At 63.1% G+C, this 14,644-nt stretch carries 13 protein-coding genes and 1 tRNA gene; 7 read left to right on the top strand and 7 right to left on the bottom strand.

What is annotated here, in order from left to right:
• Positions 1-4: 4 nt before the first annotated feature.
• The 3 genes from C8N35_RS04660 to C8N35_RS04650 all read right to left on the bottom strand — a co-directional run bounded on the left by C8N35_RS04660 (position 5) and on the right by C8N35_RS04650 (position 2,471).
• A complete protein-coding gene (locus C8N35_RS04660; RefSeq protein ID WP_245926653.1) occupies positions 5-856 on the bottom strand; it encodes a GNAT family N-acetyltransferase in 852 nt (283 codons plus the stop codon).
• A gap of 119 nt (positions 857-975) precedes the next feature.
• Positions 976-2,094, bottom strand: coding sequence for an acetylornithine deacetylase (argE, locus tag C8N35_RS04655; RefSeq protein WP_107988398.1), 1,119 nt, complete (start codon positions 2,092-2,094; stop codon positions 976-978).
• A gap of 8 nt (positions 2,095-2,102) precedes the next feature.
• Positions 2,103-2,471, bottom strand: coding sequence for a cupin domain-containing protein (locus tag C8N35_RS04650; RefSeq protein WP_107988397.1), 369 nt, complete (start codon positions 2,469-2,471; stop codon positions 2,103-2,105).
• Between the two features lie 221 nt (positions 2,472-2,692).
• On the opposite strand from C8N35_RS04650, the gene C8N35_RS04645 reads away from it, so the two are divergent.
• Positions 2,693-3,358, top strand: a complete 666-nt coding sequence (locus tag C8N35_RS04645; RefSeq protein WP_107988396.1) for a haloacid dehalogenase type II — start codon at positions 2,693-2,695, stop codon at positions 3,356-3,358.
• 13 nt (positions 3,359-3,371) lie between these two features.
• Positions 3,372-4,661, top strand: a complete 1,290-nt coding sequence (locus C8N35_RS04640; protein WP_107988395.1) for an NAD(P)/FAD-dependent oxidoreductase — start codon at positions 3,372-3,374, stop codon at positions 4,659-4,661.
• 36 nt (positions 4,662-4,697) lie between these two features.
• Here C8N35_RS04640 and C8N35_RS04635 read toward each other — a convergent pair whose 3' ends face one another.
• From C8N35_RS04635 to C8N35_RS04625, 3 genes are all read right to left on the bottom strand, one after another.
• A complete protein-coding gene (locus C8N35_RS04635; protein ID WP_146177344.1) occupies positions 4,698-5,663 on the bottom strand; it encodes a GNAT family N-acetyltransferase in 966 nt (321 codons plus the stop codon).
• A 646-nt stretch (positions 5,664-6,309) separates the two neighbouring features.
• Positions 6,310-7,701 carry a guanine deaminase gene (guaD, locus tag C8N35_RS04630; RefSeq protein WP_107988393.1) on the bottom strand — a complete coding sequence of 464 codons (1,392 nt, stop codon included), beginning with the start codon at positions 7,699-7,701 and terminating at the stop codon, positions 6,310-6,312.
• A gap of 161 nt (positions 7,702-7,862) precedes the next feature.
• On the bottom strand, positions 7,863-8,732 hold the full coding sequence (locus C8N35_RS04625; protein WP_107988392.1) for a LysR family transcriptional regulator: 870 nt from the start codon (positions 8,730-8,732) through the stop codon (positions 7,863-7,865).
• Positions 8,733-8,795: 63 nt separating this feature from the next.
• On the opposite strand from C8N35_RS04625, the gene C8N35_RS04620 reads away from it, so the two are divergent.
• The 3 genes from C8N35_RS04620 (at position 8,796) to C8N35_RS04610 (ending at position 12,550) form a co-directional block, all read left to right on the top strand.
• Positions 8,796-9,830, top strand: coding sequence for a serine hydrolase (locus tag C8N35_RS04620; RefSeq protein ID WP_245926713.1), 1,035 nt, complete (start codon positions 8,796-8,798; stop codon positions 9,828-9,830).
• A gap of 109 nt (positions 9,831-9,939) precedes the next feature.
• Entirely contained in the window at positions 9,940-11,532 is a 1,593-nt protein-coding gene (locus C8N35_RS04615; RefSeq protein WP_107988390.1) for an ABC transporter substrate-binding protein, read from the top strand.
• A gap of 493 nt (positions 11,533-12,025) precedes the next feature.
• On the top strand, positions 12,026-12,550 hold the full coding sequence (locus C8N35_RS04610; RefSeq protein WP_342753487.1) for a PAS domain-containing protein: 525 nt from the start codon (positions 12,026-12,028) through the stop codon (positions 12,548-12,550).
• Between the two features lie 263 nt (positions 12,551-12,813).
• Here C8N35_RS04610 and C8N35_RS04605 read toward each other — a convergent pair.
• Positions 12,814-12,903: transfer RNA gene (locus C8N35_RS04605), tRNA-Ser, on the bottom strand.
• A 593-nt stretch (positions 12,904-13,496) separates the two neighbouring features.
• On the opposite strand from C8N35_RS04605, the gene C8N35_RS04600 reads away from it, so the two are divergent.
• A complete protein-coding gene (locus C8N35_RS04600; protein ID WP_107988388.1) occupies positions 13,497-14,126 on the top strand; it encodes a 50S ribosomal protein L21 in 630 nt (209 codons plus the stop codon).
• A 99-nt stretch (positions 14,127-14,225) separates the two neighbouring features.
• Entirely contained in the window at positions 14,226-14,501 is a 276-nt protein-coding gene (gene rpmA / locus C8N35_RS04595; RefSeq protein ID WP_107988387.1) for a 50S ribosomal protein L27, read from the top strand.
• Positions 14,502-14,644: the final 143 nt, after the last annotated feature.

Below are 14,644 nucleotides of genomic sequence, written 5' to 3'. Positions count from 1 at the left end.
GGGATCAACCCAAAGCCTGCGAGGCGAGGGCGAAGGTCTTGAGGGGGGAAGGCGCTTCCGGCTTCGCCTGGCAGACCATCGACGTGCCGCCTCCGGCGCGAGCAAGGCCGAGACTTTCCAGGAACGGCGATAGATCGTGCGACGCGGGCACATCAATGCGCAGGAACGTGCCTTGCGCGCGGTTCGCGGCTTGCGCGATCAAAGCGCGCGCGGTTTCGCCATCCTCGGCGACAACCGGCCCGACGACCTGTCCCCGCCCGAAGGGGCGCAGCATTGCGAAGCCCCTCTCGGCGCGCAGCACCGTGCCCATTTCCGCGATCCGCCGCAGAACCGGCTCGCGCGCCATGCCGGATGCGGCTTGGTCCATTTCCGCCAGGCGGGCGACGTCGCCGAGCGAGCCCGTCGTGACCGCGCGGTCGGCGCCATCCGCCTGTGCGAGTCCCTGGTGCTGAATGATCTCGCCGGTCTCGACAAATCCCAGCTTCTTGTAGAGCGGCAGGCCGTCCTGCGTGGCCGTCAGCCGGATTTCGCGGGGCCCGGCCATCCCGATCACCGCGTTCATCAGCTGGCGGCCGAGGCCGTGCCCGCGCATGGAGGCATCGACGATGATCATGTTGAGCGCGGCCACATCGCCGAATGTCGAGCACAGGGCGGTACCCACGACCATATCGCCCGAGAGCGCCGTGACGCCGCGCGAGGCGGACAGCGTCAGGGCCCAGTCGCCGCTCCGGTGCGGCCAGCCGGCCTGCTCAGAAAGGCGCACGGCGCCGTCGAGGAGATCTTGCGCGAAAGGCACCAGGCGCACGTCGGTTGCGGTGAGTTCGGGCAAGGAGGCTCCGTCGTTCATCATTGCCATGAGGTCCGTTTCGTTGAAGGTCAGGATAGGGGCATGCGGGCAGCATCATCGGCGCGATGCGGGAAGCGATCGGAATCTTGCTTCGCCTTGATGCGGGGCAGCCGCAGAAAATGCCGCAGTCAGACGGCAAGCCTCCGCCCAAGCCGCACGACCATGTCGAACGCGCCGCGCAATTCGTCCCGCGTCAGGTATTCCTCGGGGCGGTGGGCGCGGGCGATATCGCCGGGGCCGCAGATGATCGAGGGAATTCCGGCTGCCTGAAAGAGGCCGGCCTCCGTGCCGAAACTGACCGCACCCAAGGCTTCGCGGCCGGAGACCGCCTCGACCATTTCGGCAAGAGGATGGCCGCGATCGAGTGCCAGCGCGGGATAGCTCGACAGCCATTCCACCGAAACGTCCTCCCCCGCCGCCGCGATGACCGGGGCCAGCACATCCTGCGGGGCAACGCCGTCGATGGCGCGCGCCTCGATCCGGGCTTCCGCCTGTTCGGGAATGATGTTGATCGCCTGACCGCCGGCGATCGTGCCGATCTGCAGGCTGGACCAGGACGGCTGGAAGCGGTCGTCCTGCGGGCCACTTTGCAGGTTTTCGGCCTGCGTGCAGGCAGCGGCCAGAACCGGGACGAGCGCGTGAATGGCATTGCTGCCGAGATCGGGGCGCGAGCTGTGTCCGGAACGGCCGTGCGCCGAGAACCGGACCGCCGCCTTGCCCTTGTGGGCGAGCACAGGCGTCAGCCCCGTCGGCTCGCCGACGATGCATCCCGCCGGCCGGGCGCAAAGCTCCGGCAGGGCTGCGAGAAGATGCGGCACGCCCTTGCAGCCGGCTTCCTCGTCATAGGAAAGCGCGATGTGAAGGGGCTGCGAGAGATCCATCGCGCACAGCTCCGGCACCGCCGCCAGCACCGCCGCATCGAAGCCCTTCATGTCGCAGGCGCCGCGCCCGATCAGCTTGCCGCCCGCCTCGCGCAGGGCGAAGGGATCGCCCAGCCAGTCGGGCTCGCCGGCCGGAACCACGTCGACATGGCCCGACAGCACATAGCCCGGGCGCGCCGGGTCGCCGATGGTCGCAAAGAGATTGAACCGGTCGCCCTCCGGGCCCGGCAGAACATGGAAGGCGACACCGTGATCGCTCAGGTAGCCCTTCACGAAGTCGATCAGCTCCGCGTTCGAATGGCCGACGACCGTCTCGAACGCGACGAGCCGGGCCAGCATCTCCTCGGGTGCATAGGTGTAGGCCATGTGCCGCCTCAGCTTGCGATGACGAAGATCTTGCGCAGGGTCTCCAGCGTCTTCCACCGGCCGACGAAGCCGGGCTTCATGATGAAACTGTCACCCGGACCGAAGACGTGGGTTTCACCGTTCTCCTCGGAAATCTCCGCGCGGCCCTCGAGGATCTGACAGAACTCGAAGGTATCGCCCTTGATGGAGCGGGTCGTGCCGGGCGTCGCCTCCCATATGCCGGTGCGGATCCGCCCCCATTGAGCTGCTTCGGCAAGGGCTGTGTCCAGCTCCCAGGTCCTGAAACGCGGTGCGCCTTCGATGAGGCGCTCGGGGGCGGCCACATCCTCGCGCGGCGCGAAGGCGGGGGCGGTATCGATCGGCAGCAACTTGGTCATCTCTGTCTCTTCGGTTCTTCGGGCAGGCCCGCGTGCCTGCACCGGCAGGATGCCCGCTTCCTTTCAGTGCTCGAAACCGATCTCGGCCACGAGGCAGCACCTCCTGCCGCGCGGGGCGCGCGGTTCGCAATATCCTGCGTTCAGAGCCGGAAACGCGGCAAGCTGTGTCGCCGCAACCGGGCCACGATGCGTGGCATCAGATAGTGCTCCGGAGAAAAAGCATGGCCTTCCGCCCCAAATTCGTAACCTTCGATTGCCACGGCACGATGATCTTCTTCGACATGGCAGGCGCGGCCCGCGACCATTATGCGGACAAGCTCGACGCCGAGCAGATGGATGCGTTCATCCGCGACTTCAGCGCCTACCGGCTGGACGAGGTTCTGGGTGCCTGGAAGCCCTACGCGGATGTGGTTCACAATTCGCTTGAGCGCACCTGCAAGCGCAACGGCATCGCGTTCGATCCCGCGATCGCCGAGGACATCTACAACCGCGTGCCCACCTGGGGGCCGCACGCGGATGTCCCGGCAGGCCTTGCGAAGATCGCCAAGAAAATCCCGCTCGTGGCGCTCACCAACTCGATGAACAGCCAGATCCCGCACAACATCGCCAAGCTTGGCGCTCCGATCTCCCATGTCTACACGGCCGAGGACGCGCAGGCCTACAAGCCCCAGATGCGGGCCTTCGAATACATGTTCGACATGCTCGGTTGCGGCCCCGAGGATGTCCTGCACGTCTCGTCGAGCATGCGTTACGATCTCATGACGGCGCATGATCTCGGCATCAAGAACAAGGCCTGGGTCAATCGCGGACACGAGCCCGCCAACCCCTATTACGGCTACACCGAAATCCCCGACGTGACGGCCCTGCCCGCCATTCTCGGCCTTTAGGGCGGGTCCGGAAATGAAATACCTGTCCTATTGGCATGATACGGCGCCAACCTTTTCGAAGGCGCAACAGGGGCCCGTCGAGGGCAAGGTGGATGTCGCGGTGATCGGCGGCGGCTTTACCGGCCTCAATGCGGCCCGCAAGCTGGCCCGCGAAGGCGTCAGCGTCGCGGTGCTGGAAAACCTGCATGTCGGCGCCGGCGGTTCGGGCCGCAATGGCGGGCACCTGAACAACGGCCTCGCCCACTCTTATGCGGAGGCGAAGGCGCATCTGGGTGCCGAGCGCGCCCATACGCTCTACCGCGCCTTCGACCGCTCGATCGACATGATCGAGGAGGTCGTGCGTGAGGAGAACATCGCCTGCGATTTCCGCCGCGCGGGCAAGCTGAAGCTCGCCTCCAAACCCTCCCATGTGGCCGGGCTGAAGGCGGGCTTCGAGCTCATCCATCGCGAGGTCGATCCCGACACAAGTTGGCTCGAACGCGGCGACCTGGAGAACGAGATCGGCTCGCAGGCCTTTCACGGCGCCGTGCTCTACGGCAAGTCGGCCATGATGCACATGGGCAAATATGTGGCCGGGCTCGCCGAGGCCGCCCACACGCACGGCGCCCGCATCTGGGAAAACGCGCCCGTGACCGGCCTCGCGCGCCTTGCCACCGGCTGGCAGCTGCAGACGCCGCGCGGAACGCTTCAGGCGGAACGGGTCATCGTGGCGACGGGCGCCTATTCGCGCGAAGTGCGCGCCGCCCCGCTGGATTATTTCCGACGGCGCATCATCTCCGTCGGGTCGTTCATCGTCGCGACGCGCCCCCTCAGCGAGCGGGAAGTCGCGGCGACCATGCCCGGTAACCGCACCTGCGTCACCTCGATGAATGTCGGCAACTACTTCCGGCTGTCGCCGGACCGCCGCCTCATATTCGGCGGCCGCGCGCGCTTTTCGGCCGTTTCCGATCAGCGTTCCGACGCGAAATCGGGCAGGATCCTGCGCGCCGGCATCGACCGGGTCTTTCCGCATCTGGCCGACGTGCCGCTCGACTACTGCTGGGGCGGCCTCGTGGGCATGACGAAGGACCGCTATCCGCGTATCGGAGAGGCCGACGGCATGCTCTACGGCATGGGCTATTCGGGCCATGGCGCGCAGATGTCGACGCTGGCGGGGCAGGTACTGGCCGATCTCGCCATGGGTCGGAAGGACACCAACCCGCTGGACGGGCTCGCCTGGCCCGCCGTTCCCTTCAACAGTGGCAACCCCTGGTTCCTGCCGATGGTCGGCCTGTGGTTCAGGCTGAAGGACCGGCTGTCCTGACAGCGGGGCCTGGTTCGCTGGACTGTTCCGCCCGGATCAGCCCAGCGAATGGGCCGCCAGTCCGTAGATCTGGAGCCCCTCAAGCGGGCGGCGCTGTCTTCCGTAGTACATTTCCGTCACGGTGTCGTACACGCCGAGCCCGCCGGCGGACAGGAAGGCTTCGAACGTCTTGCTCTCCACCGGCGTGTCGAGGCGCACGAATTCGCCCTCGTGCGCCTTGATGAGCGGGGCAACGAGCATCATGGCGGTGGCATCGTCTTCGGCGATCACCGGGCCGATGACCTTGCCGCGGCCGAACGAGCGGATCAGGGCATAGCCGCAGATCCTGCCGTCGCGCTCAACGACCACGCCGCTGGCGACCTGCGCGAGCAGATCCAGCGTTTTCGTCCGCTCCGCCCCGAAGGCGATCTTGTCGAGCGTGCGCAGGGCGGACCAGTCGCCCGGCTGCAGCGCTCGCAGCGTGAGGTCCGGCACGGGGGCGGGAAGGCGGAACGGGCGCGCGATACCCTGGTGCTGCCATATGGTCACCAGCGGCACGAAGCCTTCGCTCTCATAGAGCCAGTAGCCCGATCGCGTCGCGCTCAGGCGCATGTCCCGACCGGCGGCGTCCGCCATGATGTGACCGAGCAGCCAGCGGCCGGTTCCAAGCGTCTGCAACCGCGGTGCGGTGACCATCATACCGAGCATGGCAAAATCGTCGCCGGCGAAATAGTACATGGCCGAGCCCATCGCACGGCCGATCTCGTCCGTCGCCAGATATCCCTCGCCAAGCGCCAGAAACTCGTCCAGATCGCGGGTGCGGTGCGGCCAGAACACGCTGACGGTGAGCTCGTGCAGCAACGGCCGGTCGGCGCGCGTTATCCGCCGGGCCACCGCGTCATAGTTGTCGACGCGCAGCCGATCGGCGCCTGATGCAGGATCGCCGCTTTCGCAAGCCGCATCGACGTTCCCGCTTTCCGATCCGCCGGCTACCATTCGTCCCACTACCTTTTCGCGTGCCACCGAGGGCGGTCCTTCATCCTTCGGGTTTCCACCCTAACCGCAATCACCTCAGTTTTGTCTCAGGTAGCGCCCATTTTTGTGCCGTATCCGCACGGCAGACAGCGGCTTTGTGCCGTGTGGGAGCGGTAGTCCCCGGCAACGGTTCAGGGTTCAGGGAATGCGGAAGGGTTTCACCAGGACTTCGAGTTCCCGAGTTTCATGAAAGTCTTCATCTTCATCCCCGATGTAACCGCGGAGACCGATCCGCATCTCCATGCGGCCGGCTCGGCCAACGACTGCGAGGAGAGGCTTCCCCCGCCTCCGCATCACAGCGCTTCACCGATGAAGCCAGCCCGGATACGCTCCGCCAGCGATCGTCTCCGAGACGTCGGCGCGCATGACGACAACGGGCAGGGTGGGGTTCACAGTCAAGATCCGAAGTCCTCGCGGTGTCAGGCAACTCTTTCGCCCGAAAGCGGGATGGAAGTCGGCTGCAACCTGCTGTCAGCCTCCCTCGCGATGCGCGTGCCTACCGCGTATAACACGTGCGAAATGTCGTAAAGCGAGAATTGTCTGCGGGGATCATCGGTATGGCGGTCCTCCTCCTGTCTGTTCCCTGGCGGAGCGATGCGTGAAGGTCCCCGGGGAGTTCTCTGCGCAGGGGCCGTCAATCCGCCCGGCGATCGAAGGATGTTCCCGCGCAAGCCGCGCCGCCAACCCAGACCTGTTCGATGTTGGCGCGGGCTGCGGTGAAGATTATTTTCTGGAGGATCTGCTCTCCGTCGTGAAGTTCGGGCCAGAGCCGGATCGAACCGAGCGGCGCATCGGGATCAATGAGGATGGCGTCGAACTGAAACCCCGGCCGGAACAAGCCGACGGGCAGGCCAAGGGCGGCTCCGCCTCCGGCCGTCGCAAGATGGAATGCGTCGCGAAAATCGATCCGCGCCCCGCCATGGCGTGACCGACTGTCGGGATCGAGATCAGGATCCGTCCCCGTTTCCAGCATGCGCGATGCGGTAATCGCAGATCGGGCGCTGTCGAAAAGGCTCACCGTGGCGCCGGCGGAGATATCCGTGCCAAGGCCGACGCGAAGCCCCTTTTGCAATGCGTCCTTCAGCGGAAAGACTGCGCCGGAGAAATAGGCGTTCGATAACGGACAATGTGCAACCGCTGCCCGGCGCGCGCGAATCCTGTCCATGTCGGCAGCCGACAGGAAGTTTCCGTGCCCGAGTACCGTTCGCTCCCGCAGGAGGCCGAAACGGTCGAGGCTTTCGGCATCGCTCGCACCGAAACGTGCCTTCACGAAGGCGTGTTCCCAGTCGCTTTCCGAACAATGGGTCTGAATGTGACACCCATGGTCGGCCGCCAGCGCGCCCAGATCTTCAAGCAGCGCATCGGTACACGAAGGAATGAAGCGAGGAGTGACGACCGGCAAGACCCGGCCGTCCACGTTGTCGGGATGGGAGCGGATATGATCGATGAGGCTTTGCGTGCCGGCTATGGCCGCTTTCGCATTCTTGTCGCGATAATAGTCCGGGCATTGGTCGGGATGGTCCATCGCCACCTTGCCGATCAGGGCCCTCTGGCCCCTTTCGATACAGATATCGGCAAGCAACCGGTTCGCCTCGTCGTGAATGGTTCCGTAGTACATCGCCGTCGTTGTGCCCGAGGCGAGCAGGTCCTCGACCAGCAGCGAATAGCTGCGGCGCGCGAAGGCAGCATCCGCGTAGCGTGCTTCGATCGGAAACGTGTAGGTCTGGAGCCAGTCCTCCAGCGGTACATCCAGCGCATTCCCGACCTGGGGGTATTGCGGGGCATGGATATGAAGATCGACAAGCCCGGGAAGAAGGAACCGCCCCTTCGGCAATTCGACAAGCCGCGCCGCGCGTCTGGCTTCGTTCATAACCCTGTCGTAGCGAGCCTCGTCGCTGCGCACGACGTCCCGGATCACTCCGTCCCGGGCGATATCGATCAACGTGTCGCCAAGCGTTTCGATCTCGCCGGGTGCGGGCGCATGAAAGCCGCATGCCCGCACCAACTTGCCCTTCAGGTCGTCCATCGTCTGCGAACCGCTATCTTTGTGATGTCTGTCGAGTGACTTTTGCGGCCTCATGCGGAATTTGGCAACTCGCGGTCATGTCCGAGCGTGTGCGAAGACCTTTTCGCCCTCGCCCTAGCGCCACTTCGCCGTCAGGCAAGCGGTGAGGATATAGACGCCTTTCAGTCGCTCGAGCGGAAGCATTTGAGAAGATTTCCTGCCGCTGCTCTGAGCGGTTCGTTGCGGCGGTGAAAGGCGACGATCGCAATACCGGAGAGGCCGTCGATCTGTCTCCATGCCATTCCCTGGCCTTCGCAGGATCGGGCCGTCATCTCGTCGACAATGCCAACGCCGCCACAAGCCTTCACCAGAGCGCAGACATTGGCGCAATAGGGAACCGTGCAAGCGGGAGAATAGACGAGGCCCTGAGCGGAAAAGGCGCGCTGCACATGCGCCCCCATCGGAGACCATTCAGGGTCGAAACAAACGAGCGGCTGGCACGAGATGGCCCGACAGTCCACGGTTTCCCGGCGGGCGAGCTCATGGTCTTCGCGTATGACTGCAACGAGTGTGCTGGATCCCACCGTATAGGCATGAAACTCGACCTTCGGCGGGAACGCCATCTGCAAGCCTATGTCGGCCAGGCCATTGCGAAGGTCCTCTTCCGGTGAATTGATCCGCAGATCGAGGGCGTTCTTCCACTCCCCGTAGCCCGCCTTCACGAGAAACGGTCCGAGAAAGCCGTCCACGAGGGCGGGTGTTGCCGAAATGGCCAGAGGTCGGGTCGCACGGTTTCGCAAGGCCGGCAATTTCGCCCGGATCTGGGCTTGTGCCGCAAAGATTGGCCCGGAGAGGGCATAGATCGCCTCCGCCTCCTGGGTTGGTTCCAGCCTGTTGCCGGTTCGATGAAACAGGGCCATGCCAAGCCGGCTTTCCAGCCGTTTCAGCTGGGCGCTGACGCCGGGTTGCGAGATGCCCAGGAGTCGAGCCGTCTCAATGGTCGTTCCCACGCGCATCAAGGTGCCGAAGAGCTCCATCTCGCGAAGATTCATGATCACCTCAGTAATACTAGAGCGCATAATAATTATTATACGGATGAGATCCCCTTGTCTAACGTGTCGAGAGAGAGGCGCGCACCGCAGCCTGCGGCATGGGAATTTTCCTCGCCGACAAGGCGGCCGCCGGCCTGCTCTCCGGGTTCACAAGGGAAAGTAAGAAGAAGAATGTTTTTTGCTGAGCAGGAAAAGTGGTCATCGCTCTGCCGCGATGCCGTATCGGAATTGCTGTCCAGATACGGCGAGTATGGTCTCAACGAGGGGACTTTCGGCCTAGTTGCATTGCGCGAGACGGAAGCGAGGCGGGCGCCGGCCGGATTTGCGTTCAACGGAACCTGGAAATGCTACCCCTGCAGCCTGGTCAAGGCGTTTCATCTGGTGCACGTGCTCCGCGCGCTCGAATGCGGGGAGGTCGACCGGCCGGACGATCTGGATCAGGCCATCCGCGACATGATCACCTGGTCTTCGAATACGGCGACCAACTACATCATCGATCTGTTGACGCATACGACAGGCGATACCGCGCTGGATCCCGAGGTATTTGTGTCCTGGCGCGAAAAGAGGGAAAACCTGAATCGCTTCTTTGAAAAGCTCGGCTGGCCCGAATGGGCGGGATGCAACATCACCTTGAAGTTGATGGGGGACATCCGCTACGGCCGCGAAGCGCAATTGGCGGGATCGGACGGCTCCAACCTGAACGTTCTCACGCCACTTGCCGGCGCCCGGCTTTTCCATGAGCTGTTCTCGGGCGATCTGCCCCTGAGCGCGCAGGCGCGAGAGATGGCGCAACAGATCCTGTTTCGCGATCGCACGCGCGTGGATGCCGCCTTGCCCAGCTATCAGGTGTCGGAGTTTCTCGGGGCCCATTTGCCCCCCGAGGCCCGGATCTGGAGCAAGGCCGGCTACACCTCATGGACCGGAGATCCCCGCACTTCATACTACAGACATGACCTTGTTCGCATCGCCATGCCCTCTTCGAAGCCGGTCATTCTGTCGGTCATGAGCCAGGGCGAGGCCATCAGCGAACACGGCCCGCGGATTTTTCCCGAAATCGGCGACTTCCTCTTCAATCGGCTTGTGGCGTCGTTCTCGTGAAGAGAGCGAACCGCGACCGGTCCGGAAAGCCGCCGCACCAAACCGCGCGGAGTTCTCCTTCCCCGCGCGGACCTTCACCTTCAGAGAAAAACCAAGACAGGAGCACGACATGAACCTCAAAACCGGGGTCGCTACCGTCGCCATAATGGCGGCACTCACAATGTCTTCCGCCACCGCAAAGACGCTGGTCTATTGTTCCGACGCATCGCCGGAAGGTTTCGACGCAGCGCTCTACACGTCGATCACGACCTTCGACGCGTCTTCGCGTCCGGTCTTCAACCGCCTCGTCGAATTCAAGACCGGCACGACGACTGTCGTTCCCGGACTGGCGGAAAGCTGGGACATCTCCGGAGATCGGCTGGAGTACACGTTTCATTTGCGCAAGGGCGTGAAGTTCCATTCAAGCGCCGAATTCACGCCGACACGCGATTTCAACGCCGATGACGTCCTGTTCAGCTTTAACAGGCAGCGTCTGACCGACAATCCGTTCTACGGTGTGGAGGGAGGCAACTGGGGCTACTTCAACGCCATGGGCCTGTCGGCGTTGATCCGCGATATCGTCAAGATCGACGACCACACGGTCAAGTTCGTCCTCTCGCGGCCCGAAGCGCCTATGATGTCCGACCTCGCAATGGATTTCGCGTCCATCCAGTCCAGCGAGTACGCCGACCATCTGCTGAAGGCCGGGACGCCTGAGATGTTGAACGAGAAGCCGATCGGCACCGGCCCGTTCAAGTTCGTCTCGTATCAGAAGGGGGCCGTCATCCGCTATGTCGCCAACCCGGACTACTGGGCAGGCGCGCCCGCACTGGACAATCTCATCTTCGCCATTACCCCAGACGCGTCCGTGCGATACCAGCGTCTGAAGGCCGGCGAGTGCCAGATCATGCCCTATCCCAACCCCGCGGATATTCAGGCCATGAAGGATGACCCGAACATCAAGGTGATGGCGCAGGAGGGGCTCAACCTCGGCTATCTCGCCTACAACACGAAGCAGGCTCCCTTCGACAATCCGAAGGTCCGCAAGGCATTGAACATGGCCGTCGACAAGAAGGCCATCATCAATGCCGTCTACCAGAGCACGGGTCAGATCGCCAAGAACCCGATCCCGCCGACAATCTGGTCCTACAATGATGCCGTTGTCGACGATCCGTATGACCCCGACGCAGCCCGCAGGATGCTCAAGGAAGCCGGGGTCAGCGATCTGACCATGAAGCTCTGGGCTATGCCGGTTTCGCGCTCCTACAACCCCAATGCGCACCGCATGGCGGAAATGATGCAGGCGGACCTTGCCAGGGTCGGTGTCAAAGCCGAGATCGTCTCCTACGAATGGGGCGAATATCTCAGCCGCAGCAAGGACATAAATCGCGATGGCGCCGCGCTGCTTGGATGGATCGGCGATAACGGCGATCCGGACAATTTCCTGTCGGTCCTGCTCGGCTGCGATGCGGTGGGGGGCTCGAACACGGCCAACTGGTGCTATCAGCCTTATGAAAAACTGATCCGGAAGGCCAAGGTGACGTCCGATATCGCGGAGCGGACGAGGCTCTACAAAGAGGCTCAGATCATCGTGAAGGAGCAGGCTCCGATCATGACCATCGCCCATTCCATCGATTTCATGCCGATGTCCCCCAAAGTCATCGGCTACAAGATCCATCCTATGGGAACCCACAATTTCTACGGCGTGGATCTCGCCGACTAGAGCGCTTGTCGTTCAGACGGAATCGTCTGAACGACAAGAAACCGCTCCAGATCAATACCTTGCGCATATCCTTATCGATCAGATTGGTTCAATCTGATCGGGATATGCTCTAGAGAAGAATGAAAGCGCCGCCGCTTGGTGCGCTCCTTTCGCGATCGAAGAACCGGCCCGCCGACGCGTGCCGGTTCTTCTTGTTCGGGGAGCTTCCCGACTGCACGCCCACGGCCACACTGGTCTGCCGGAGCGGACTTGTCTGCGATCTCCACGATACTGGCACATCGCGAGTTTACACCGTGATTCCAATTGGCTATCCACGCCGCACCATATGCCGACGTCTTCCGCCCCTTGCCGGGCGCCGTTGCGCAAAGGGGTGAACCGAAGGCCCGGAACGCGCCCGCACTACGTTTCGCATGGACGGCGGACGCGGCTTTGAAATCCGTTTTCGGGACATGATCCGAACGCCAGCTTTCCCCGCGTTCCGTGCGTCTCGTTGATGGTTTTCCCTGTTGCGTGCAGGCGGCTGGCCTTGGCAGATGGTCGCCATGGTTCCATACACGTCGCGAGAGACCGCCAAAATCCGAAGGGCCATGAGGCTATGGAAAAGAACGAAATCGCCATCAAGCTCCTCGAAGGCATGCCCGATGCGGTGGTCGTCTGCGACCAGGAAGGGATTATCCGGTTCTGGAACGCCGGCGCGCAGCGCATATTCGGTTTCAGCGAAAGCGAGGCTCTCGGCCAGTCTCTCGATATCATAATCCCGGAAAACACCAGGGAGCGGCACTGGACGGGCTATGCAAAGACGATGCGCACCGGAAAGACGGTGTACGGAGCCGGAGATCTGCTTTCGGTGCCTGCGGTGCGCAAGAACGGAACGCGTATCTCCGTTCAGTTTTCGATCGTCCCGTTTCAAGACGAGACCGGCAACCTGACGGCGATCGCCGCAATCATGCGCGACGTGACCCTGGATTTCGAGGAACGCAAACTCTTGCGGCAAGCACTGCGCGAGGCGCGGTCGTAGTCGGCTCGCGCACGTCTATCCGGCCTCAGTCCCTTGAGCAGATACGATCAGATCTCGTGTCCCTTCGCGGGACCAACGATTGCCGCTGAATACGATATCTTCCGACATGAGGGAGGCACTGGAGCCGCGGGATGTTCTGAAAGTTTTCCCACGCGGAAAACCGCCGGTGAATATCCGCGGGTGCGGAAACCGAGAATCTCATGAGGAGCCGTAAGGCGCCGAAAAAATGAACGTCAATAAAATCAGCTAATTAAAAAGCTGAATGGCGGAGAGAGAGGGATTCGAACCCTCGGAACGCTTGCGCGCTCAACGGTTTTCGAGACCGCCCCGTTCGACCACTCCGGCACCTCTCCGCAAGGTCCGCCACGTCGGCTGGCGGCGCGGAACATACACACGGGCCAGCTCCGGTGCAAGGCCCGCCGGAAGTCTCAAATCCTCGACGATAGCCAAAGTATCCCTCCCGCCCGGGATTCCGCCGATTTTTCCATGTATAAAATGAAATCGACACCGCTGGCGGCTCCGCGCTCGGGGCTTCAGGGAGGGGGGCTCTCCGCCGCGCGCCGCGCAAGCTTCGCGGATGTTGCACCAGCGCTTGCCCCGGCGCGGGAGCCCGTGCCGGGAATACGGTCCGGGACAGGAGCAAGCCGGGTCTTGTGCGCCCGGCCCGCAAAAAAGCGCAGGCCAGCGGCGCGAATCTGCGCATCAAGCGTTGACGCGAGGGGGCTAAACCGTATATTGCGCAGGCTTCGCGAATGGCGGGTTCTGCTCGCCCAACGCGCTGCCCGAGGCTCATCGACGCTTTTCCACTCGCTTCACGACCATCCGGTCCGGCGGTGACGCGTCCACCAAAGTCCGCGAATGACCGCGGCGCCGAAGGGTGCGCACAAGGTCCGCAAGACATGCCAGACGAATGGCATCTGCGGCAAAGTGATGAAGGACGTCAGCGATGTTCGCTGTTATCAAGACGGGCGGCAAGCAGTATCGTGTTGCCGCAGACGACCTGCTGAAGGTCGAAAAGATTTCCGGCGAGGCCGGCGATACCGTGATGTTCGACACCGTGCTCATGGTCGGTGGCGAGACGGATACGGTGATCGGCACGCCGACTGTCGAGGGCGCCTCCGTGGCGGCCGAGGTGGTGGAACAGGCGCGCAACCGGAAGATCATCATCTTCAAGAAGAAGCGCCGCCAGAACTACCGCCGCAAGAAGGGTCACCGCCAGGAGGTGACGCTGGTCCGGATCACCGACATCCTGACCGGCGGCGCCAAGCCGGCGGCGAAGGCTGCGAAGAAGCCGGCCAAGGCGGAAGCCGCCGCTCCTGCGGACAAGGCGTCCGAGGCGACGGCGGCACCGGCCGCCGCGGCCGAAGCCGCTTCCGGGGCTGACGACCTGAAGAAGCTTCAGGGTCTCGGCCCGGCCATCGAGAAGAAGCTGAATGCGGCGGGTGTCACCACCTACGCGCAGATCGCTTCGATGACGGACGAGGATGTGGCGCGCGTCGAGGACGAGGCCGGCATCAAGGGCCGCTTCGAGCGCGACAACTGGGTCGAGCAGGCCAAGGAACTCGCCGGCAAGTAAGCCGGACGCGACAAGGGACAAGGTGAGGCGGACAAGGCGGGCCATCCCGCGGGCGCTGGAAGCGCCACATGCCTCGCACAAGGTTTTAGGAGATACGTCATGGCTCACAAAAAAGCAGGCGGTTCGTCGCGTAACGGTCGCGATTCGGCTGGCCGTCGTCTCGGCGTGAAGAAGTTCGGTGGCGAAGCCGTCATTCCGGGCAACATCATTCTGCGTCAACGCGGCACCAAGTGGCATCCCGGCACGAATGTCGGCATGGGCAAGGACCATACGATTTTTGCCAAGGTTGAAGGCCATGTTGCATTTGCAGCCAAAGCCAACGGCCGAACCTACGTATCCGTGCTCCCGACGACGACGATGGAAGCAGCGGAATAAGCCGGCATATGATTTCATCAGATTGCCGGTGTCTCATCGACCCGGCGGTCTGAACTGACCGATTTGAGATCAGGGGAGATGGGACGAAAACCCATCTCCCCTTTTCGTTTGCCCGGCTGGCAGACGAGGACCTGATCGGAGAA

It is taken from the genome of Breoghania corrubedonensis, assembly GCF_003053845.1.
Taxonomy (GTDB): domain Bacteria; phylum Pseudomonadota; class Alphaproteobacteria; order Rhizobiales; family Stappiaceae; genus Breoghania; species Breoghania corrubedonensis.
The sequence above is the reverse complement of the archived record's forward strand: the minus strand, read 5'-3'. Positions and strand labels throughout refer to the sequence as shown.